At 54.2% G+C, this 20978-nt stretch carries 20 protein-coding genes and 1 tRNA gene; 13 read left to right on the top strand and 8 right to left on the bottom strand.

Features of this window, described 5'->3' with window-relative positions; all coding sequences use genetic code 11:
• The first annotated feature begins 43 nt into the window (after window positions 1-43).
• The 4 genes from ubiT to FE788_RS03305 all read left to right on the top strand — a co-directional run bounded on the left by ubiT (window position 44) and on the right by FE788_RS03305 (window position 2906).
• Complete coding sequence (gene ubiT, locus FE788_RS03320) at window positions 44-727, top strand: ubiquinone anaerobic biosynthesis accessory factor UbiT (RefSeq protein ID WP_138379306.1); 684 nt, start codon at window positions 44-46, stop codon at window positions 725-727.
• Complete coding sequence (gene ubiU, locus FE788_RS03315) at window positions 724-1719, top strand: ubiquinone anaerobic biosynthesis protein UbiU (protein WP_138379305.1); 996 nt, start codon at window positions 724-726, stop codon at window positions 1717-1719. Before ubiT ends, ubiU begins: the two co-directional genes overlap by 4 nt.
• Entirely contained in the window at window positions 1710-2609 is a 900-nt protein-coding gene (gene ubiV / locus FE788_RS03310; protein WP_138379304.1) for a ubiquinone anaerobic biosynthesis protein UbiV, read from the top strand. The genes ubiU and ubiV overlap by 10 nt, the downstream gene beginning before the upstream one ends.
• A gap of 220 nt (window positions 2610-2829) precedes the next feature.
• Window positions 2830-2906 (top strand) — tRNA-Ile (locus FE788_RS03305).
• 151 nt (window positions 2907-3057) lie between these two features.
• On the opposite strand, the gene FE788_RS03300 is transcribed toward FE788_RS03305, so the two are convergent.
• The 4 genes from FE788_RS03300 to FE788_RS03285 all read right to left on the bottom strand — a co-directional run bounded on the left by FE788_RS03300 (window position 3058) and on the right by FE788_RS03285 (window position 8120).
• Entirely contained in the window at window positions 3058-3330 is a 273-nt protein-coding gene (locus FE788_RS03300; RefSeq protein WP_138379303.1) for a hypothetical protein, read from the bottom strand.
• A 33-nt stretch (window positions 3331-3363) separates the two neighbouring features.
• Window positions 3364-5448 carry an RNA polymerase sigma factor RpoD gene (gene rpoD, locus FE788_RS03295; protein ID WP_138379302.1) on the bottom strand — a complete coding sequence of 695 codons (2085 nt, stop codon included), beginning with the start codon at window positions 5446-5448 and terminating at the stop codon, window positions 3364-3366.
• Between the two features lie 195 nt (window positions 5449-5643).
• On the bottom strand, window positions 5644-7593 hold the full coding sequence (dnaG, locus tag FE788_RS03290) for a DNA primase (RefSeq protein ID WP_138379301.1): 1950 nt from the start codon (window positions 7591-7593) through the stop codon (window positions 5644-5646).
• A 71-nt stretch (window positions 7594-7664) separates the two neighbouring features.
• Entirely contained in the window at window positions 7665-8120 is a 456-nt protein-coding gene (locus FE788_RS03285) for a GatB/YqeY domain-containing protein (RefSeq protein WP_138379300.1), read from the bottom strand.
• A gap of 381 nt (window positions 8121-8501) precedes the next feature.
• On the opposite strand from FE788_RS03285, the gene carA reads away from it, so the two are divergent.
• The 3 genes from carA to greA all read left to right on the top strand — a co-directional run bounded on the left by carA (window position 8502) and on the right by greA (window position 13570).
• A complete protein-coding gene (gene carA / locus FE788_RS03280; RefSeq protein ID WP_138379299.1) occupies window positions 8502-9692 on the top strand; it encodes a glutamine-hydrolyzing carbamoyl-phosphate synthase small subunit in 1191 nt (396 codons plus the stop codon).
• Window positions 9685-12984: a carbamoyl-phosphate synthase large subunit gene (gene carB, locus FE788_RS03275; RefSeq protein ID WP_138379298.1), complete on the top strand. Its 3300-nt coding sequence runs from the start codon at window positions 9685-9687 to the stop codon at window positions 12982-12984. The genes carA and carB overlap by 8 nt, the downstream gene beginning before the upstream one ends.
• 112 nt (window positions 12985-13096) lie before the next feature.
• On the top strand, window positions 13097-13570 hold the full coding sequence (gene greA / locus FE788_RS03270; protein WP_138379297.1) for a transcription elongation factor GreA: 474 nt from the start codon (window positions 13097-13099) through the stop codon (window positions 13568-13570).
• Window positions 13571-13783: 213 nt separating this feature from the next.
• Here the strand turns inward: greA and FE788_RS03265 are convergent, their stop codons facing one another.
• From FE788_RS03265 to FE788_RS03250, 4 genes are all read right to left on the bottom strand, one after another.
• Complete coding sequence (locus FE788_RS03265; RefSeq protein WP_138379296.1) at window positions 13784-14206, bottom strand: type II toxin-antitoxin system VapC family toxin; 423 nt, start codon at window positions 14204-14206, stop codon at window positions 13784-13786.
• Window positions 14206-14466 carry a type II toxin-antitoxin system Phd/YefM family antitoxin gene (locus tag FE788_RS03260; protein ID WP_138379295.1) on the bottom strand — a complete coding sequence of 87 codons (261 nt, stop codon included), beginning with the start codon at window positions 14464-14466 and terminating at the stop codon, window positions 14206-14208. The genes FE788_RS03265 and FE788_RS03260 overlap by 1 nt, the downstream gene beginning before the upstream one ends.
• Window positions 14467-14653: 187 nt before the next feature.
• Complete coding sequence (locus FE788_RS03255; RefSeq protein ID WP_138379294.1) at window positions 14654-15328, bottom strand: REP-associated tyrosine transposase; 675 nt, start codon at window positions 15326-15328, stop codon at window positions 14654-14656.
• Window positions 15329-15450: 122 nt separating this feature from the next.
• Window positions 15451-15927: an Lrp/AsnC family transcriptional regulator gene (locus FE788_RS03250; protein ID WP_138379293.1), complete on the bottom strand. Its 477-nt coding sequence runs from the start codon at window positions 15925-15927 to the stop codon at window positions 15451-15453.
• 382 nt (window positions 15928-16309) lie between these two features.
• On the opposite strand from FE788_RS03250, the gene FE788_RS14330 reads away from it, so the two are divergent.
• The 6 genes from FE788_RS14330 to cpaB all read left to right on the top strand — a co-directional run bounded on the left by FE788_RS14330 (window position 16310) and on the right by cpaB (window position 20943).
• On the top strand, window positions 16310-17830 hold the full coding sequence (locus FE788_RS14330) for a hypothetical protein (protein WP_168190244.1): 1521 nt from the start codon (window positions 16310-16312) through the stop codon (window positions 17828-17830).
• Window positions 17821-18651, top strand: coding sequence for a sensor histidine kinase (locus FE788_RS03235; RefSeq protein WP_138379290.1), 831 nt, complete (start codon window positions 17821-17823; stop codon window positions 18649-18651). Before FE788_RS14330 ends, FE788_RS03235 begins: the two co-directional genes overlap by 10 nt.
• Before the next feature lie 299 nt (window positions 18652-18950).
• Window positions 18951-19127, top strand: coding sequence for a Flp family type IVb pilin (locus tag FE788_RS03230; protein ID WP_138379289.1), 177 nt, complete (start codon window positions 18951-18953; stop codon window positions 19125-19127).
• Between the two features lie 80 nt (window positions 19128-19207).
• Window positions 19208-19387 (top strand): Flp family type IVb pilin, encoded by a 180-nt coding sequence (locus tag FE788_RS03225; protein WP_138379288.1) that lies wholly within the window; start codon window positions 19208-19210, stop codon window positions 19385-19387.
• A gap of 134 nt (window positions 19388-19521) precedes the next feature.
• Complete coding sequence (locus FE788_RS03220; RefSeq protein WP_138379287.1) at window positions 19522-20049, top strand: A24 family peptidase; 528 nt, start codon at window positions 19522-19524, stop codon at window positions 20047-20049.
• 12 nt (window positions 20050-20061) lie between these two features.
• Window positions 20062-20943 (top strand): Flp pilus assembly protein CpaB, encoded by an 882-nt coding sequence (cpaB, locus tag FE788_RS03215; protein ID WP_138379286.1) that lies wholly within the window; start codon window positions 20062-20064, stop codon window positions 20941-20943.
• Window positions 20944-20978 lie beyond the last annotated feature (35 nt).

Below are 20978 nucleotides of genomic sequence, written 5' to 3'. Positions count from 1 at the left end.
TCCTATACACGTCACCAGATCCCAAATCAGAACGGTGATAGTGATGCCTCCACACAAATCTCGCCTTTTTTCCCCCGTGCTCCTGGCCGGAATAGTATTGCGCCCGTTGCCCCGGTGGCCGCTGGAGCGGTTATTGCACAAGATCGCTGACCGGCTGCAAAAGAATCATCCCGGCGCACTGGAACGGCTTGCTCCTATCCAAGGCACGCGTTTTCTGATCCGCCCGCTCGACCTGCCTTATGTAATCCGGCTGGTGGTTGCAGAGGAACGGCTCGATGTCTCTCTCGGCAATGATCCCGAGGAAGACGGCGACGTGCGGGTTTCGGGGGCGCTCATGGTGCTTTTGGACATGCTGGACGGGCATGTGGACGGTGATGCACTGTTTTTTTCCCGTGACATTACGGTCGAGGGGGATACGGAAGCGCTGCTGACGCTGCGCAATGCTCTGGACAGCGAAGACATCAACCTGGAGCAGGAAATGATTGCCGCGCTCGGGCCTGTCGGGTACCCGGCGGGCCGGGCCCTGCAGGCGGGCAAGAGGCTGTATCGGGTGCTGACCCATGACATGGCCGCTGTTGAGAGAGCCGTAACCGCGCCGTTGGAGGCGCGCCTGGAACAGGTCAGTGCCGAGCATCGGCATCTCGCGGATAAAATCGCCAATCTGGAAAAGGCGCTCACGCGCACCCGGAGCCATCTGGACCGACTGAATAAAAAGGTGGCCTCATGACACAACTGGAACTGGTCTGCCCCGCCGGTACCCCGGCTGCCCTTCAAACCGCCGTCGATGCCGGCGCCGACGCGGTCTATCTGGGATTTCGCGATGAAACCAACGCCCGCAACTTTCCGGGACTGAATTTTTCCCGCGAGGAGCTGGCAGAAGGGCTGGAGTATGCCCATAAACGGGGCGTAAAAGTCTTTCTCGCTGTCAACACCTATGCCACGGCGGGCCGCTATGAGCCCTGGATCCGGGCCGTGGATGATGCCGCCCGGCTGAAGGTAGATGCGCTGATCCTCGCCGATATCGGACTTCTGGACTATGCCCGGCGAACTCATCCGAAACTGCGGCTGCATCTGTCGGTGCAGGCGTCGGCCTCCACTGCCGCCGCGATCACTTATTATGCCCGCGAATTCGGGGTACGCCGGGTCGTGCTGCCCCGGGTGCTGAGCGTCCCGCAGATTCGTGATCTGAACCAGAAAATCGACGTGGAAACGGAAGTCTTCGCCTTTGGCGGCATGTGCCCGATGGCGGAGGGACGTTGTTCGCTGTCCTCCTATATCACCGGCAAATCCCCCAATATGAACGGTGTCTGTTCGCCCGCCAGCCACGTGTCCTATGTCCAGACCCCAGACGGCCTCACCTCGACCCTGGCCGGCTTCACCATCAATAAATTCGCTGATCATGAACAGGCCGGCTATCCGACCCTGTGCAAGGGGCGATTTTCGGCTGGCAGCACAGCCGGTTACCTGTTCGAGGAGCCGGTCAGCCTGGATACCACCCGGATTCTGCCCGACCTCATGGAAGCCGGCGTCAGCGCCCTCAAGATCGAAGGCCGCCAGCGCAGCAAGGCCTATGTGCGCGACGTGGTCACCAATTTCCGCCGGGCCGTAGACGCCTGCGCCCGGGGAGAGAGACCAATAGCCGAGGCAGACAGCGGCATGGGCAATCTCTCGGAAGGCGGCCGCAACACCACAGGAGCCTATAGTAAAAAATGGATGTGACGGAAACAAAACTGAGCCTTGGCCCGCTGCTGTTCAACTGGGACAAGGACAAAGCCCGGGATTTTTATTTCGCCATTGCCGACGAGGCGCCGGTAGACATCGTGCATGTGGGCGAAGTGGTCTGTTCCAAACGCATGCCCTTTCAGGACTGGCTACCGGACGTGATCGACCGGCTGGAACGGGGCGGCAAAAAGGTGATCCTGTCGACCCTGATCCTGATCATGAACGACCGGGAGGAGCGGGCCATGAAAGACATCGCGGCGAGCCCGGATTATCTTGTGGAAGCCAATGACCTTGCTGCCATAAGCGCACTTCGGGGCCGGCCCCACGCCATCGGCCCGTTTATTAATATCTATAACGAGGCCAGCCTGAAATATTTTGAAGACGGCGGCGCGGAACGGATCACCCTGCCCTTTGAACTGCCAAAGCCTTCGCTTGAGATGCTGGCGCGAGCCGCCCGGGCCGAGCTGGAAGTACAGGTGTTCGGGCGACTGCCACTGGCCATCTCCGCACGCTGTTATCATGCCCGCAGCCATAACCTGCACAAGGACAACTGCCAATATGTTTGCGGTAAGGATGCGGACGGGCGCGCCGTCGACACCCTGGACGGGCAGCATTTCCTCGCCATTAACGGGCTTCAGACCCTGTCCCACAGCTATGTCAACCTGATCCGCGAACTGGACGAGATGGCCCATATGGGCATCGGCAGCTTCCGGCTTTCCCCCCATGATACAGACATGGTGAAAGTCTGCCGGATTTTCCGCGACCGGATGGATGGCGCGCTGGACGGCGATGCGGCCGTAGCGGCGCTGGAAGACACCATAATTACGGCCGATTTTTCCAACGGCTATTACCATCAGAAGGCCGGCCTGAAACAGGTTGACCCCTGACTCTCATCAGTCTTTACCATAGGGAAAGGCGCAATGGCGTTGTTTTTGTCATTGTCATTACAAAACGCACCAGCGATAACATTTTTCCCCATGTCGTGACGAGGGACACTTCACGGCGATAGATCATCAAACACTTTTTGCCTGGCCGCCCCGAATTAACGCTTGCCCCCCTTCCGCCTGATCTGCTATTGAGCATGATCGTTAGACTGTTCTTTCGTGGGGGCCTGTAGCTCAGTTGGTTAGAGCGGACCGCTCATAACGGTTTGGTCGCGGGTTCAAGTCCTGCCAGGCCCACCATTCCATTTTTAGAGTGAATTGTGAATAGGTTGCCTATTCTGGTTTAGGGCCGCAGCGCCTCTCAGGCGCCAGCATGGATTGCGTCGCTTCCGCTCGAAACGACGCCCCTATTCAAACCGGATTATTTCAAACCTGATTATTTCAGGCCTGATTATTTCAGTTTGTCGATTTCCTGAGACAGGTTATGGCTTTTATCCGTGACGATGCGCTCCAGCACCCGGACCCGTTCTTCCAGCTTCTCGATCCGGTCCAGATAGGGCTGGAGTTTCTTTTTGTCGTAATAGCCATCATCCAGCCCCAGATCATGAGCCAGTTCGTCAAGATCGAACCGGGCGCCGCTTTCCCTGGCCTTGATCCATTTGCCAATAATACCGCCAATGACGCTGATCAGCACGATCAGCACCACCATTTCAAAAACCCCCATCCGCGCCTCCTTGTGAGGTTAAAAAGATCATGATCAGGTATCCAGGAAGCTCCGCAGCTTGCGCGAGCGGCTCGGATGCTTCAGTTTCCTGAGCGCCTTGGCCTCGATCTGGCGGATCCGTTCGCGGGTGACGGAAAACTGCTGCCCCACTTCTTCCAACGTATGGTCCGTGTTCATGCCAATACCGAACCGCATTCTGAGCACCCGTTCCTCGCGCGGGGTGAGCGAGGCCAGAACGCGGGTCGTGGTATCGCGCAGATTGGCCTGAATAGCGCTATCCACCGGCAGGATGGCGTTTTTATCCTCGATGAAATCGCCGAGATGGCTGTCTTCCTCATCCCCGATCGGGGTTTCAAGCGAGATCGGCTCCTTGGCGATTTTCATCACCTTGCGCACTTTTTCCAGCGGCATGCTGAGCCGTTCGGCCAGTTCCTCCGGCGTCGCCTCACGGCCGATCTCATGCATCATCTGCCGACCGGTACGCACCAGCTTGTTGATGGTTTCGATCATATGCACCGGAATGCGGATGGTGCGGGCCTGATCGGCGATGGAGCGGGTGATGGCCTGGCGGATCCACCAGGTGGCATAGGTGGAGAATTTATACCCCCGGCGATATTCAAACTTATCCACCGCCTTCATCAGGCCGATATTGCCTTCCTGAATAAGATCCAGGAACTGCAAACCGCGGTTGGTGTATTTCTTGGCAATGGAGATCACCAGCCGCAGATTGGCCTCCACCATCTCTTTCTTGGCGATGCGGGCTTCCTTTTCGCCCTTCTGTACCATGCTGACAATTTTGCGGAATTCACCGATGGTGAGCCCGGATTCCTGGGCAATGTCTACGACCTGCTCACGCATATTGGTGAGAATTTCCCGCTCGCGACTGGCGAATTCCGCCCAGCCTTTGCCGGGAAGTTTCGCCACTTCGTCCAGCCAGCCGGGTTCGAGCTCTCGGCCCATATAATTGTCAATAAAAGACTGGCGGCTGATCTTGTAACGTTCGGCCAACCGCAGCATCTTACCCTCCAGCCCCATCAGGCGTTTGTTCAGGGAATAAAGCTGTTCCAGAAGGGCATCAATGCGGGCATTGTTCAGACGCAACCGCTTGATCAGCTCAATCATTTCATTGGACAGCTTGCGGAACCGGTTTTCCTGAACCGTGGACAGGCTTTCATTTTTCAGGCTTGCGTCATGGCGGGCCGCCTGCAATTTAACCAGCTTCTTGTAGTTCTGCTGAATCTTGTTAAAGATTTCCATGACTTCGGGACGCAGGGCCTCTTCCATGGCGGCAAGAGACATGTTGTTTTCGGCATCATCGTCCATGCCATCATCGTCATCATCCTCGCCATCTTCCCCCTCGCCGTCATAATCCTCGCCAGTGGCCTTTTTCTTCTCGGCCGGCTGGGGTCCTTGTTCCTTGGCTTCTTCTTCCTTGGCCGCCGCCCCGGAAGAGGTCGGCAGACGGTCGGCAGACTCTTCCTGCGAGGGATCCAGCCCATACATGGCATCAAGGTCGATCACATCCCGCAGCAAAATTTCGCCTTCGTCCAGTAGCTGAGCCCAATTGACCAGAGCACGGAACGTAAGCGGACTTTCACACAGGCCGGCAATCATGGTTTCCCGACCGGCTTCAATGCGTTTGGCGATAGCGATTTCCCCTTCGCGAGACAGCAGTTCTACACTGCCCATTTCGCGCAGATACATGCGTACGGGATCATCGGTGCGGTCTGTAGTCGTTGTCTTTTCCTTGGCGAAAAGCTCTTCCTCGCCACTGTCCTCGTCTTCGTCATCGGGCGCATCGGCTTTTTTGCCAGACTTTTTCGCTCCGGGAGAAGACGTCCCCTGGTCGTCATCGGCATATTCTTCGGCTTCATCGCCGTCTATCACATTAATTCCCATTTCCGATAACATGGTCATCACGTCTTCGATCTGTTCCGAAGACATTTCATCCTGCGGCAGGCTTGCATTCAGCTCGTCATAGGTGATGTACCCCCGCTCCTTGGCGGTGGCGATCATCTTTTTTACGGTCTCCTGGGTCGGGTCGCCAATCGGCCCATCAGCTGCATCTTCGTTTTTCTCGACGGTCGCTTCTGTCGTCTGTGATGCCTTATCCACCATATTAACCTCAATATCCCTTAGGCCAACTGTTATTTTTGCGCTTCGGGGCCCCCCGCTGAAAGTCCGAAATCCTTATCCTCATCTCTCGAACCCCGCGTCGTTGACGGCCCGTGTCTTCTTCACCTCAGTTTCTTTCGGGCTGCCCAATCACCGGTTCACAGTTCACAGGGACAGACCCGATAACACATTTCCGTCTCAGGAAGGCTTGCGTCTTCCCGAGGCCAATCCATATCCCTCCATGCTGGCTTCCATGGCCTTGACTGCTTCGATTTCCGCCTTAATGGCCTGCAGGCGGGTGAAGTTTTCTTCCGTCATATTTTCAGCCAGTTGCTGTTGCGCCAACATTTTCTCTTTTTCAAGAATAAACAGCCGCTGACGATTGACCACATGCATCCAGCCCTGCACCACGTCTTCCGGGGCAGCGTCCGGCCACGCAAACCAATCGCCCTTGAGCACACCTTGTTCAAATATGACTTCTAATGCCCTGCCGTATCCCGATTTTTCCAGGTGGCGATGCAGGCTCTCTCTGTCAAGGTCCGAGTCGCGAATGGATATTCCTATGATTTCATTACGGAGTTTGTCAAGCTCCTCTGATTCGAAATCAAAAACCGCGAACTCCTCATGATGGTCTTTCAAGAGCCACGGATGGTTCAAAACCGTAAGGATTATGAGCCTTTCGCGCATCAAGGACGGAGAAATATGTCCCTGAGCCAGCGATGTTTTTGTCAGGCTGATTGTCTGTTCCTGTTCCTCCCATGGACGTTTTTTCCGGCTTCGGACCGCAAGAGGACGAGAATACGCTCCCCGATTCTCCCACGGCCCCCCCTGTTCTTCCTTCGCCACATCACTCTCTGCAGGCAAATGATCTTGCCCCAGATGTGCCTTAAGACGCTGGCGGAAATCATTTTCATAATAGCCGCGAATGGTATCGTGACGGATTTCCGACAACATGCGATGAATATTATGTTGCAATCCGGCTCGCTGTTCCGGGGTTTCCACCGGCGCCTTCCTGGTCAACAGTCCCCACAGCACATTGGCCAACGGTTCACTGCCTTCGAGAAGGTCCCGAAAAGCCCGGGCCCCATGCCCTTGGATATAGCTGTCCGGGTCCTCGCCCTCGGGCAGATAAAGAAACCGCAGGGAATAACCGGGTTTCAAGAGCGGCAAGGCCCGCTCCACCACCCGATGCGCGGCCCGAAGGCCCGCCTGGTCCCCGTCAAAACACATCACGGGTTCGGCCGCCATCCGCCATAATTCGGTAATCTGGTCTTCGGTCACCGCAGTGCCCAGAGGGGCTACGGCATACTCAAACCCTGCCTGCGCCAGAGCGATGACATCCATATACCCTTCCGCCACCAGCAGTCGGCCTTGTTCATGGGCACTTTTGCGCGCGCTCGCCATATTATAAAGAAGCCGGCCCTTGTGAAACAGGGGCGTTTCCGGCGAGTTCAGATATTTTGCCCGAGCCTCCCGGTGTAATGCCCGCCCACCAAAAGCCACCACCCGGCCCTGTCGGTCGGTAATCGGAAACATGATCCGGTGCCGGAAACGATCATAGGTTTCACGATTGTCCCCCGCCTCAGGCCGGATCAGCAGACCGCCCTCCACCAGAAGATCCTCGCTGATGCCGTCTCGCGCCAGCAGCGCTTCCTTAAGCGCCGTTCGGCTGTCCGGCGCATATCCCAGCCGAAACCGCTGCACCGTTTCCGGCGTCAATCCCCGCCGCCGCAGATACTCCCGGCCTTCCCGGCCGATCTGCGCCTTGAGCTGACTTTCATACCACTGCGCTGCGCTTTCCATTACGTCATAGAGCGTCTTGCGCCGAACCGACTTCTCACGGTCCTCCGGGCGGTATTCCGGCACCGCCAGTCCGGCCTGTGCCGCCAAGCGCTCTACCGCCTCGGGGAAGCTCAAACCTTCGGTCTCGGTGACAAAACGAATGACATCTCCATGGGCCCCGCAGCCAAAACAATGGTAAAAGGCCTTGTCATCATTCACAGTAAAGGAAGGGGTTTTTTCGTTATGGAACGGACACAAGCCGGAATATTCCCGCCCTTTGCGGATCAATTTGACCCGTTTGCCCACCACATCACTGATCGGCAAACGGGATCTGAGTTCTTCAAGAAAGTCCGGCGTGAAGCCCATGACCACCCCGTAAAATCATCATGCCGGTCCTTCATGTAGGACAATTCCAGCAAAATTCAAGATGCGGCCGCTTAGGACAGGGCAGATTTGGCGGCGGCGCTGGCTTTGGCAAAATCCATCTGGCCGGTATATTTTTTCTTCAGAAACGCCATGATCTTGCCAATATCTTTCAGTCCCGATGCCTGGGTTTCCGTAATGGCCTCCGCCACAGCGGCCTGGATTTCATCCTCGCCCATTTGCCGCGGCAGGAATTCCTGGATGATTTCCATTTCCTCGCGTTCCTGTTCGGCCAGTTCCAGACGCCCCCCCTCCTCATACGCCTTGATGCTTTCCTGACGCTGCTTAACCATCTTGGACAGGATTTCGATGATTTCATCGTCACTGACCCCGCTCGCGCCAGCTTCCGTGCGTTTACTAATATCCCGGTCCTTGATTGCCGCCAGAATGAGTCGGACTGTCGCCAGTCGGCGTTTGTCCTTTTCCTTCATCGCCAGTTTCATGGCGTCATTGAGTTTATCCCGCAACATCTTGTTTTATATGTCCTTTTTCACAAAAAGGCCGACAGAGCCAGAAAGGCGATTGTCGGCTTTTTTATTGGGAAAGATAGACTCTAACGCAAATCATCCCGGAATGCAACCTCAAATATTATTGTAACCTATTGATTTTAAAGAACTATTTTTATAAATCTTTTTCTTGACCTTGCAAACCTCTTCCCTTACCTTCCCGTCAATTTGCGTTGCGGCTGGCACAGAAACATCGTCCTTCTGCGCTGTGACCCTGAAAGTTCCGGCCAGACCACGGATCAAGTTTCTGGCCATAATTTCCAGCCGGGGTTTCTTGCCGCCGAACGTCAAGTTGGATTAGACTTCACATTGTAACGGACACTGACAGACAGAAATTGACACCTCATGACCCAAATTAAATCGGCGCCTCTAGACAATACGGATTACAGCCCCCCCCACAAGGACATCACTGCCGTACTGGTTCTGGAAGATGGCCAGGTCTTCTGGGGATATGGAATTGGCAAAGCCGGTGACGTCGTCGGCGAGGTGTGCTTCAACACCGCCATGACCGGGTATCAGGAAATTCTGACGGACCCTTCCTACACCGGACAGATCATCACCTTTACCTTTCCTCATATCGGCAATGTCGGCACCAACCCAGAAGATATTGAAACCACCGGCCCTGCGGCCCTTGGTATGGTGATCCGCGAAGACATCACAAGCCCGTCCAATTTCCGCAACAACCAGCCCCTCAACGACTGGTGCCGCGAACGGGGCCTGGTTGGCATTTCTGGGGTCGATACCCGACGGCTGACCCGCTTCATCCGCATCAATGGCGCTCCCAACGGGGTGATCTGTCACAACCCTGAGGGCCGTTTCGACATCCCTGCGCTGCTGGAAAAGGCCCGGGCCTGGCCGGGGCTGAAAGGTATGGACCTGGCCCTCGACGTCACCTGCAAGGAACCTTATAGCTGGGAGGAAAGCTGCTGGAGCCTCGGCACAGGTTATGGCAAGCTCGAACAGCCCCGCGCCCACGTGGTGGCCGTGGATTACGGTATCAAGCGCAACATCCTGCGGTGCCTGGCCTCCGCCGGGGCAAGAGTTACGGTCGTGCCGGCCCAGACCAGTGCTGAGGATATTCTGGCCCTGAAACCGGATGGGATCTTTTTATCCAATGGTCCGGGTGATCCGGCAGCCACAGGCGTCTATGCCATCCCGGTGATCCGGACACTTCTGGACAGCGGCATCCCGATGTTTGGCATCTGCTTGGGGCATCAGCTTCTGGCCCTGGCAATGGGCGGCAAAACCGAAAAAATGCATCAGGGCCACCGCGGCGCCAACCACCCGGTGATGGATTATAATACCAATAAAGTGGAAATTACCTCCATGAACCACGGCTTTGTGGTGGACAAGGAGAGCCTGCCCGAAAATGCCCGTATCAGCCATATTTCCCTGTTTGATCAGACGCTGTGCGGCCTTGAGCTGACGGATCGCCCGGCCTTTTCCGTCCAACACCACCCGGAGGCCAGCCCCGGCCCGAAAGACAGCCATTATCTGTTTGACCGTTTTATGGAGATGATTGAGAAACATGCCTAAACGTACCGACATTAACTCCATTCTCATCATCGGCGCCGGCCCCATCATTATTGGCCAGGCCTGCGAGTTCGACTATTCCGGTTCCCAGGCCTGCAAGGCCCTGCGCGAAGAAGGTTACCGGATCATTCTGGTCAATTCCAACCCGGCCACCATCATGACCGATCCGGAAATCGCCGATGCCACCTATGTGGAACCCATCACCCCGGAAATAGTGGAAAAAATCATTGAAAAAGAGCGCCCCGACGCCATTCTGCCCACCATGGGCGGACAAACCGGCCTGAATACCGCGCTCAAATTGTCGCAGAGCGGCGTCCTGGAAAAATACGGGGTGAAGCTGATTGGCGCCAATGAAGAAGCCATCGAAAAAGCCGAAGACCGGGAAAAATTCCGCGCGGCCATGGAAGCCATTGGCCTGGAAAACCCCCGCTCGGCCATTGCCTCTTCACCACCCATCCGTGACGAAAATGGTCGGATTATCGGCTATGACCGAGCCGCTGGCGTGGCCCGGGCCATGGAAGAGCTGGAGAATGTGGGTCTGCCGGCCATCATCCGGCCCGCCTTTACCCTTGGGGGCACTGGCGGCGGGGTTGCGTATAACCGGGAAGAATACGAGGAATATGTCCGCAGCGGCATTGACGCCTCACCGGTTGGCCAGGTGCTGATTGATGAAAGCCTTCTGGGCTGGAAGGAATATGAGATGGAGGTGGTCCGGGACAAGGCGGACAACTGCATCATCGTCTGTTCCATCGAGAATATTGATCCCATGGGCATCCATACCGGGGACAGCATCACTGTGGCCCCGGCGCTGACGCTGACGGACAAGGAATATCAGATCATGCGCGATGCCTCCATTGCCGTGCTTCGGGAGATTGGCGTGGAGACCGGCGGATCCAATGTGCAGTTTGCTGTCAATCCAGAAGATGGCCGCCTGGTGGTGATCGAAATGAACCCGCGGGTAAGCCGTTCCTCGGCGCTGGCTTCCAAGGCCACCGGATTCCCCATTGCCAAGGTCGCCGCAAAACTTGCGGTCGGGTATACGCTGGATGAATTGCAGAATGATATTACCGGGGTCACGCCGGCCTCTTTCGAACCGACCATTGATTATGTGGTCACCAAGATACCACGCTTTACTTTCGAAAAATTCCCCGGCACCAAAGCGACGCTCACCACCGCCATGAAATCAGTCGGGGAAGCCATGGCCATCGGCCGCTCCTTCCCCGAATCCCTGCAGAAGGCCTTGCGGTCCCTGGAGATTGGGCTGACCGGTCTCAATGAAGTGAAGATCCCCGGCTATGATCCGGAAAGCCATGACCTCAACCCGATCCGCGCCGCGCTGGCCACGCCCACGCCGGACCGGCTTCAGGTTATGGCCCAGGCCCTGCGCGAAGGTATGTCCGTGGAAGAGGTTCACGCCATCGCCAAATACGATCCCTGGTTTATTGAGCAGATCAAGAAAATTGTGGATGCGGAAAATGAAGTACGCCACAACGGCCTGCCCCATGACAAGTTTGAACTGGGCCGTCTCAAGGCGCTTGGTTTTTCCGATGCCCGCCTGGCGGAGCTGATCGGCCAGAGCGAAGCCCGGGTTACGGCCCGGCGGCATAATCTGGGCCTGCATCCGGTATTTAAACGCATTGACACCTGTGCCGCGGAATTCGAGGCCCGAACCCCCTATATGTATTCCACCTATGAACGCGACGCCACAGGCAACGCTGAATGCGAATCCCAACCCACAGACAAGAAAAAGATCATCATTCTGGGTGGGGGGCCCAACCGTATCGGCCAAGGCATCGAATTTGACTATTGTTGCTGTCACGCGGCTTTCGCTCTTAGCGATCAGGGGTATGAGACCATTATGGTCAACTGCAATCCGGAAACCGTGTCCACCGACTATGACACATCAGACCGGCTGTATTTTGAACCCCTGACCGCGGAAGATGTGATCGAACTGATCCATTGTGAACAACAGAATGGCAAAGTGCTCGGCGTGATTGTCCAGTTTGGCGGACAGACCCCGCTGAAACTGGCCAATGCGCTGGAAGATGCCGGCATCCCCATCCTTGGCACCTCACCTGACGCTATTGATCTGGCAGAAGACCGGGAGCGGTTCCAGGACCTGATTGCGCGCCTTGGCCTGCGTCAGCCGGAAAACGGCCTAGCGACCAGCGAGGACCAGGCCATCGCCGTGGCGGAAAAAATCGGTTATCCGGTGCTGATCCGCCCCTCCTATGTGCTGGGCGGCCGCGCCATGGAAATTGTTTATGACACCGCCAGCCTGAAACGCTACATCAAGGACGCCGTCAGTGTCTCTGGCGACAGCCCGGTGCTGATCGACCGGTACCTGAATGACGCCACGGAAGTTGATGTGGATGCGCTGTGTGATGGCACCAGGGTTCATGTAGCCGGCATTATGCAGCATATTGAAGAAGCGGGCGTTCATTCCGGTGACAGCGCTTGCACGCTGCCGCCTTATTCCCTGAAGGACAGCGTCATTGAAGAAATCTGTGAACAGACGGAAAAGCTGGCCTTGGCGCTTAACGTCAAGGGCCTGATGAATATCCAGTTTGCCGTCAAGGATGACGTGGTCTATATCATTGAGGTCAATCCGCGTGCCAGCCGGACCGTGCCCTTTGTCGCCAAGGCCATCGGCGCGCCGGTTGCCAAGGTTGCGGCCCGGTTGATGGCCGGGGAAACCCTTGATGATTTTGACCTGCCCGATTTCAGGACACCTCATATCGCCGTCAAAGAGGCGGTGATGCCCTTTACCCGCTTTCCCGGAGTGGACATCCTGCTGGGCCCGGAAATGCGCTCCACGGGTGAAGTTATCGGCCTAGATATGGATTTTGCCCGCGCCTTCCTGAAATCACAGATCGCCGCCGGGACTCATCTGCCGATGGAAGGCACGGTGTTTATTTCCGTTAAAGACCGGGACAAACCCAAAATGGTAGATCCCGCCAAACAACTGATTGAAATGGGCTATAAGGTGATCGCCACCGCCGGCACCGCTCGGTATCTTCAGGAAAGAGGTGTTGATGTCAAGCGCATCAACAAGGTTCTGGAAGGCCGCCCCCATATTGTGGACGCCATGAAAAATGGCGAAGTTGACCTGGTTTTCAACACCACGGAAGGTGCCCAATCCATCAGGGACAGTTATGAGTTGCGTCGCACGGCGTTGACGCATAATATTCCTTATTACACCACGACAAGGGGTGCGCTTTGTTCAATGGAAGCCATAAAAGTCTTGAAATCCAGAGAACTTGACGTTAAACCCCTTCAGTCCTATGCGCGTTAGGCGAGCAATCGCCTGACCACTTATTTGATGATCCAATCGCATATCCCGAAAAGAACGGATATGCGGCAGTTTTTTTGTATGCTTTTAAAGAAAGCTTTTAAAGAATAGAGCCATGGTAGAGAAAGTTCCTATGACCGCCGCGGGGCACGCCAAACTGGAAGCGGAATTAAAACATCTGAAACACGAAGCCCGCCCAGCCGTGATCAAAGCCATCGAAGAAGCCCGGGCACATGGTGATCTGTCCGAAAATGCCGAATATCATGCCGCCAAGGAACAGCAGGCGATGATCGAGGGTCGGATTCAGGAAATTGAAGACAAGATCAGCCGGGCCGAAGTCATTGATCCCGCAGATCAAAAAGGCGACAAGGTGGTTTTTGCCGCCACAGTCACCGTCCTGGACGAAGACGACAAGGAAGCCACCTATCAGATTGTCGGTGTAGACGAGGTTGATGTGGCCAATGGCAAAATTTCTTTAAGCTCTCCTCTGGGGCATGCCCTCATTGGACGCAAGGTCGGTGATGAAGTCGAAGTAAAAACACCGCAAGGTGAAAAATATTACGAGATCAGCAAGATCGAGTTTATCTGATTTCACTCGGTGATTTTATTTGACTGGAAACGAACCAAAATAGACCGCAAACCCTGCCGCCCTCTCCGGGCGGCATTTATTTTTCAAGCAGGGAAAATGGGGTTATGAGAATGGGAAAATGGGGACAGGGAAAATGGGGACAGTATACTATTTATAATCCTATTCATTCTGTTCTCCTTCTCGATTAAATAGTATACTGTCCCCGTTTTTCTATTAACCCTCATTCCACGGGTTTATTATTTTCACACCCGGCACGCTAAAGTCCTTATGGTTACGCGTAACCAAGGTTAAGTTGTGCACAAGGGCTGTCGCAGCAATAAATGCATCCATTATGGGTTTGGGGGCCGGGACATGAATTTCCCCTGCTTTTAGCGCGACATTAATGTCAACAGGATATACCCGATCCTGAAATTCATGAATGACCTGGCTTTCAAACCACGCCCGCAATATACGCCCTTGCTTTGGGTCTTTGCGTTCCTTTTGCAGGATGCCCATGTGGATCTCCTGGATCGTAATTACGGAAATAAATAAATCACCCGCCTCCACTGTCGCGGCCCAAGCGCGTACATTTTCATTCATCCGATCAGTATGAGCTTTTCGAAGTTCTGAAATGACATTTGTATCAAGAAGAAACATCAGTCAAAATTCACGATGGAGGGTTTGTCTTTTGAACGTTCAATCTCGAATTCAATTTGTAGAGCATCCTCCGCATTCATCGCCAGGGCGTCAACGATGGAACGCTTGCCATGAATCAGTGTCTGGTACTGATCCCAACTTAATAAAACATGAGAGGGATGACCCCTGTCAGTCACAATAACCGGACCCTCATTGGCCTTCCGTTTCGCCATGCTCACGTGCTGATTGAACTCTCTGCTCGATAATGTGGTATTGGGCATAAAACGATCTCCTTATTCAATTGTAGCAACAATACTACATAGAAAGGTTATATTCAAGAAAAAGGGGAATATGAAAATAAAAAACCCTCGAACATGGGGGATGTCCGGGGGCGGGGGAAGGAAGCTGTCCTTAATTGGAAAAATGGGGACAGTATACGAAAAATGGGCGAAAAACGAAGACAGTATACTATTTCTTATTTTTCCGGCCCTTTTTCGGCCGGCCGACGGGTTTTGCTCTTAAGCTTCGGCCCGTTTGCTTTTCCAGGCCACGCACCCAGTCATCATCCCCCAGAGGTCGGCCCGTTCTCGTGTGCAGATGCAGCCGCTCCAACTCGGCCTCCCGCACGCCGCCCTCAAGAAACGTCGCCCAGTCCGAAATGCGGCTCAGCATTGGCTCAACGGTTACCACTTCGTCATTTTTGCCACAGAGATGCGCGCGGGCGCTCGACCAGGTCCAATCCTCAGGACGCTTGACCAGGCCGGCGCGCACGGGATTAAGCTCGACATAGCGCACGCAAGCCGTCAAATAGGTCTCATCCATGGGAAATGAGTGAAACCGCTCCTGCCACAGATGGCCCCGGCAGCCTTCGCGAAAATTGATCCTGCGGGTATATTGCCGATGCGCCTCGCCAAGGGCGGCACGCAGACCGTCCTCATCGGCGGGAACCATGATCAGATGCACATGGTTCGGCATCAGGCAATAAGCCCACACCTCCGTGCCGGCTTTTTTGCAACTCTGTGAAATCAAGGCGAGATAGGCGGCATAATCGCCATCCTTCCTGAAAACCTCCATGCGGCGCACACCGCGCTGGGTCACATGATGGGGGCGCCCGGGCACCACAAGTCTCGCTATCCTAGCCATAAGAAGAGTGTAAAAGACGCCTGATGACAAGTCAAGAAAATGGGGACAGTATACTATTTTGTCGACACCTAAAGTGGGCGTTTCCCATCAAAATAGTATACTGTCCCCATTTTCCTAACGAATCACTCCAGGTCCACGGGAACGCCGTGCAGTTTTTTGCCACAGCGAATGCTGAGCGACGTCTTAACGCTTGCCACATTGGGCGCCGGGGTCAATTGCGAGGTGAGGAAGGTCTGGAACTGGGCCAGGTCGCGAGCCACAATTTTCAGAATAAAATCTATCTCCCCGTTCAACATATAGGCTTCCCGCACCAGGGGCCACTCATTTACCAAGGCCTCAAAGGCCCGCAAATCGCTTTCTGCCTGGCTATGCAATCCAACCATGGCAAATACCGTCAGGCCATATCCGAGGGCCTCGGCATTCAATTCGGCATGATACCCCTGTATATATCCGGCATCCTCTAACGCCCGCACCCGCCTGAGGCAAGGCGGCGCGGTGATACCAACTTTTTCCGCCAGCTCAACATTGGTCATTCGGCCGTCATTCTGAAGGTTTTCCAAAATGCGGCGATCAATATCGTCAAGCTTTATGTGATGCATAAATCATCCTTGAAGTGCTATTTTAAACAGAACACATTTTATACAGGAATTGACCCGCATCAGCAAGAAAATGTCTCCCCTGTGATAGAAAATGACGCCATTAGTCTTTTCCATGAAATTATTCAACGACTTGATTTCCGTCCTGCGCTGAAGCCCGCCCATCACCAGGATATACAATGATTTATTTGATGCTTTTAACTGGCACTATCTTTCAGAAATGGCTATAATTTGGAGAACAAAAAAACAGGGATTGGCGGTCTTCTAATCAGATATTTTAATAACACCTCCCCCTGAACACGAACACTTGGGTCAGACTTGGCTTGATCGGACAGCGGTGTTGGCAGCACCGTTTTTTTTGACGAAATTTTTTAAAGGGAATTCGGTGCCTCATCGCGCGCAATATGACGATAAAATCCGGAATCTTCTAGAGCTTGCCAGAGATGATTCTCCGCAGGCCCGCACCTTGTTGTTTTCACATATTTGCGATCTGTTTGTGCAACATCGCCCGATGCAGTCGGAAAAACAGATTCGCATGCTGCTGGATATTCTGAGGGAGTTGCTGCCTTCGGTGGAGCTGAAAGCCCGTAAGGACATTGTCTCCGTGCTGATCAATATGGACGACCCGCCGGTTGATCTAATCAAAATCTTTTCGGAAGATGTAGCCGAAGTTTCCGGCCCCCTTCTGGAACAGGCGATTATTCCTGATGATCATCTTATTCATCTGGTGCGTTACGGTAATGATCAACATCGCTATTTCATTTCACGACGGTTTGGCCTGTCCCCGCTGGTCCGGCACGAATTGGACCGCCATCACCACGGGCAGACTGCCCCGCGCCTGAAATTCAGCCTCAGCGAACTGGCAGAGCGGGACTCCCTGAACCGGCCAAGCCTTGATGAAGAAACAACGGCCAGCCTGTTCAACCTGATCAAGTCCCAACGGCATCACAAAAGATGGCATTATCCTGCTTCCCATGATCCTGCCCCTCATGACAAAAGAGACAGGAACGGCGGAGAACACAGGGAAGATAGAGGGAACGCATTTGAGGCCTCACCGTCCTCTGCCGAGACGCCAGCATCGCAGAAAAAGCTCAGCATGGCCGAGCTGTCCCGGGCGATTTTCAATCTTGAGGAAGAGCAACGCCTTGCCGCCGCCTATGGGGACGCCCAGTCCACAGCCGCCCAGTCCACAGCCGCCCAGTCCACAGCCGCCCGACCCGCCCCCCCGTCACACGACAGTGACGAGCCGGTCCTGCACATGAGCAATCCGTCAGGGGGAAGACAAAATCGCGACACGGCGTTTGAAAAACCAGTGCCCCCCTCCGAAGCAGAAACAGACGATTTCCCACAGACCGGCTCTCAGGCCGGCTCTCAGGCCGGCTCTCAGGCCGCACCATCGCCTCCTCTGCCGGACACCGAAGAAATCAGCCCCTCAGACCGGAATTTTGTCAGAGCCAGTGCGGACTGGTTCTGGGAAATCGACCGCAACGGCGCCTTGAGATTTCTTTCTGACGAAGCGTTTACGGCTTTTGGTCGGCCGGCCCGGGACATGATTGGTGAAGACTTTATCGGCATGTGCCACATCCCGCCGGGACATGACAACAGTCTGAGTTTTGAAGCACTGTTCGAGAGACGCAGCCCTTTCCGCAACGAGGCATTTACCATTACCTCCAGCAAAGGAGACCAGTCCATCTGGCTATTGAGCGGTGTCGCCGTCTTCGATATCCAGACAGGTCGCTTTAAAGGATTTCGTGGCAGCGCCCGCAGCCTTGAGGCGGGACAGATCCCAGCCCCCCCCAACCCACACCGGAGGAGCACGTCACACAACACAGATCAGAGACAGCCCCGGATCATCCGCCAGAAGATGCCGCTGACGCCTCTGAGCACCACAGGGTTATGCCCGTAAGGCAGGAAATGCGCGGGCGCAAGGTTGCCAATGGGGATGAAACAGAAGACATCTATGATACTGGTTCCGAAAAACAGGACCAGATTGCTTCTGAATTGTTGCAAAATCTGTCCCACGAATTCCGGACCCCGCTTAATGCCATCATTGGTTTTTCGGAAATGATCGACATGGAAGCCTGGGGCCCGGTAAACCCGAAATATCGTGAACACACCCAAAATATTCTTGAGGCTGCCAACAGGCTGAAAGAGGCCGTGAATGACGTTCTGGATTCGGCCAAACTGGATTCCGGTCTGATCGAAGTCAGCCCAGAATCCTTTTCTCTTAAATCCGTTATTAGAAGCTGTGAGGAAAAGGTTGCTTCACTGCTCAAACGCAAGAATGTCCGGATTATCAATGGCGACAGGAACATAGACGTCATTCTCTATAATGATCGGCAATGTCTGGAAATGTGTCTGTGCAAAATGATCTCCAGCGCCGTCAGGGAGGCCCGGGAAGGCGAGCAACTGACCCTGTCGGTTCTGATCAGCAGCAATGCCCAGGTCCGAATCGAAGTTCCTTTACTGGGACAGAAAATCCCGGAAGCAGAGAGCGAAACCCTGTTTAATAAAATTACCAAGGACCCCGCGGGGCAATCTGGCGGAGACTTTGCGACACAAAACCATGAACCCAGAAATCATGAACCCAGATTGGCGCCAGGCTACGGTTTATCTATTGCCAGGGATCTGGCGCGCCTGATTGGCGGCGATTTGAAAAGCCACTGTGACAGGGGGTATGTAAGCCATTTGGTCCTGACTGTCGGCAATTACCCACAGCAGAGTTAACTTCTTCATATTAAAGTTTTTTTGAGACACCGTGCCCAAAATAAAATACTTGGCGGGAGGGATTCGTCCTGACTTTTTAGAGGATCACATCTGCCTTCCTTTCGGTGCCGGATCTTAAAAAATGATTAAAATTATATCAAGATTTTATGCGTAAGTCTTTGTAATAAAAAAGGAAAAAAAGAAACTCATTAACTTTTTATTCATAACTTCTGTGCATAGTGGTCTTCACAAACTTGGCAATGGAAGCTGATTTTAATTTTGGCACGCTAATTTAAATTTAGGCACATGGAGTAAGACTGATGAAAAAGTTTCTTGCAAAACTGAAGAAAAGTGAAGCTGGCGCCACCGCCATCGAATATGGCCTGATCGCCGCCCTGGTCGCGGTTGCCGCCATCACCGGCCTGAGCGCTGTGAGCTCCTCACTGAATGCGACCTTTAATTCCGTTTCTTCAGCGATGGACGGCGCCAGCAACTAAGGCATAGTGCCTGGCGAACCATTCAGCGGCTTTGGCCCCGCAAGGCCAAAGCCGCTTTTTCATTGAGGAGGACCCTACTCATGTATGTTCTGTTGAAAAAACTATCCAAGAACATTCACGGCGCCACCGCCATTGAATACGGGTTACTGGCAGCTATCCTGGTCGTGGCCGTAATGACCGCCTTCATGGCATTCGGCGATTCCTTCAAGTCCATGAGCTCCCGCACGACGACGGCCATTTCCGACGCCGTCAATAATTGACCCCCTTCTTTATGGTTAACCGCGCCGCTAAAGTTAATGATTAAGAGCAGCTGCGCGTTAACCATTAAATCACCTTTTTCCTTTATTCCTGGAACCATAAGACAAATTCACAAAATCAGGTACAGGGGAAAAAGTTGTTTACCATACTGATCGTGTCAGGATTTGCCGCATTAATGATCCGGGGGGCCATCTCGGACATCCAGCATTATATCCTGTCCAACCGGTTGTGCCTCATGGTTGCCGGACTTTACCCTCTTTATCTGATCGGCCTGGAATGGGAATATGGAGGAGTGGAAGGGGCCCAGATACTCTGGTCCATAGTGCTGGCCGCCGTTCTTTTTGGTATTGGGGCAGGTTTGTTTGCCATGAACGTAATGGGCGGGGGCGACGTCAAACTTATCCCGGCTGTGGCATTATGGGCCGGTCCCTCCCTGATCCTGGATTTTCTGGTGATCATGTCCGTGACCGGCGGCATCATTGCGGCAGTTCTGCTCGCGAAAAAACACCTGAACAGATCAAAATTTTTCAAATCTTCAGAGAATGTAAACGTTCCTGTGGCACAACTGGAACAAGTGAACATGCCCTATGGAGTGGGAATCGCCCTCGGCGGGCTGTATGTGGCCGCACAATTGATCGCAAAATTGAACGGGGCTTTTCTATAAGGATTACAGGTTATGACTATCAACATGCGCAGCATCATATTCATTGTCATCGCCCTGGTGATCGCCGGGATTACGGCCTTCATGGCCCGCAGTCTGATTCAACCGGCTGCAAAACCGGTCACCACGGGAACAACGGTCCAAAAAGCCGCGCCATCAGGGGTTCAGGTTCTGGTTGCCAGCCGGCACCTGGCGACTGGTCATCTTCTGAAAGCAGAAGATCTGACATGGCAATCCTGGCCGGATGCCAAGCTGCACGAAAGTTATATCCGTAAATCCAAAGACGTGCGTCCAGAGGATTTTGCCGGCGCCGTTGTACGCAGCATGATGATCGCCGGGGAGCCGGTGACCAAAGAACGGGTCATCAAACCCGGGAATCACGGGTTCATGGCGGCAGTTCTGGCCCCGGGCAAACGGGCCGTCTCTATCCGGGTCAACATCACCTCCAGCATTTCCGGGTTTATTTTTCCGGGGGATTATGTGGATATCATCCTGACTCATAAATCCGGCGGGGCCCAGGTCAGCGAAACGGTGATGAAAAATGTCCGGGTAATCGCCACAGACCAGCGCACGGCAAGCCCCACCCAAACCCCGTCCGCCAAGGTTAAAACCGTGACGTTCGAAGTCACTCCCGAGGAGGCAGAAAAAATTACCCTGCTTGAAAAAATGGGCAGCCTTTCCATGAGCTTGCGTAGCCTTGCCCAAGGAGGCGACGGGGCCTCTTCCGAGGTCTCGGAAAACGACATGCATGATGACGTGACCTGGGACAGCGAAGTGAGCAAATTGCTGTATCGCGGTGCAGGTGGCGGCGCAAGCAAAAACGGCACCCATTTCAGCCTCAAGGTGGTCAGAGGAAATAAAGTTCAGAATATGGGCTTTGTAAAACAAGGAAAATAACCATGTCTGCTCATACCATAAATCGCGTCCGGTGG

This window comes from Luteithermobacter gelatinilyticus (assembly GCF_005849285.1).
GTDB lineage: Bacteria > Pseudomonadota > Alphaproteobacteria > Sphingomonadales > Emcibacteraceae > Luteithermobacter > Luteithermobacter gelatinilyticus.
This window is presented reverse-complemented; position numbering and strand designations above follow the sequence as displayed.

What these genes read in the sequence shown, in the direction of transcription:
- dnaG (WP_138379301.1), bottom strand. Translation starts at nt 7,593, where the DNA reads ATGGGCTTCACGCCGGACTTTCTTGAAGAACTCAGATCCCGTTTGCCG.
- FE788_RS03250 (WP_138379293.1), bottom strand. Translation starts at nt 15,927, where the DNA reads ATGCATCACATAAAGCTTGACGATATTGATCGCCGCATTTTGGAAAAC.
- FE788_RS03255 (WP_138379294.1), bottom strand. Translation starts at nt 15,328, where the DNA reads ATGGCTAGGATAGCGAGACTTGTGGTGCCCGGGCGCCCCCATCATGTG.
- FE788_RS03260 (WP_138379295.1), bottom strand. Translation starts at nt 14,466, where the DNA reads ATGCCCAATACCACATTATCGAGCAGAGAGTTCAATCAGCACGTGAGC.
- ubiV (WP_138379304.1), top strand. Translation starts at nt 1,710, where the DNA reads ATGGATGTGACGGAAACAAAACTGAGCCTTGGCCCGCTGCTGTTCAAC.
- greA (WP_138379297.1), top strand. Translation starts at nt 13,097, where the DNA reads ATGGTAGAGAAAGTTCCTATGACCGCCGCGGGGCACGCCAAACTGGAA.
- FE788_RS03230 (WP_138379289.1), top strand. Translation starts at nt 18,951, where the DNA reads ATGAAAAAGTTTCTTGCAAAACTGAAGAAAAGTGAAGCTGGCGCCACC.
- FE788_RS03225 (WP_138379288.1), top strand. Translation starts at nt 19,208, where the DNA reads ATGTATGTTCTGTTGAAAAAACTATCCAAGAACATTCACGGCGCCACC.
- ubiU (WP_138379305.1), top strand. Translation starts at nt 724, where the DNA reads ATGACACAACTGGAACTGGTCTGCCCCGCCGGTACCCCGGCTGCCCTT.
- ubiT (WP_138379306.1), top strand. Translation starts at nt 44, where the DNA reads ATGCCTCCACACAAATCTCGCCTTTTTTCCCCCGTGCTCCTGGCCGGA.
- FE788_RS03235 (WP_138379290.1), top strand. Translation starts at nt 17,821, where the DNA reads ATGCCCGTAAGGCAGGAAATGCGCGGGCGCAAGGTTGCCAATGGGGAT.
- cpaB (WP_138379286.1), top strand. Translation starts at nt 20,062, where the DNA reads ATGACTATCAACATGCGCAGCATCATATTCATTGTCATCGCCCTGGTG.
- rpoD (WP_138379302.1), bottom strand. Translation starts at nt 5,448, where the DNA reads ATGGTGGATAAGGCATCACAGACGACAGAAGCGACCGTCGAGAAAAAC.
- FE788_RS03265 (WP_138379296.1), bottom strand. Translation starts at nt 14,206, where the DNA reads ATGTTTCTTCTTGATACAAATGTCATTTCAGAACTTCGAAAAGCTCAT.
- FE788_RS03300 (WP_138379303.1), bottom strand. Translation starts at nt 3,330, where the DNA reads ATGGGGGTTTTTGAAATGGTGGTGCTGATCGTGCTGATCAGCGTCATT.
- carB (WP_138379298.1), top strand. Translation starts at nt 9,685, where the DNA reads ATGCCTAAACGTACCGACATTAACTCCATTCTCATCATCGGCGCCGGC.
- carA (WP_138379299.1), top strand. Translation starts at nt 8,502, where the DNA reads ATGACCCAAATTAAATCGGCGCCTCTAGACAATACGGATTACAGCCCC.
- FE788_RS03285 (WP_138379300.1), bottom strand. Translation starts at nt 8,120, where the DNA reads ATGTTGCGGGATAAACTCAATGACGCCATGAAACTGGCGATGAAGGAA.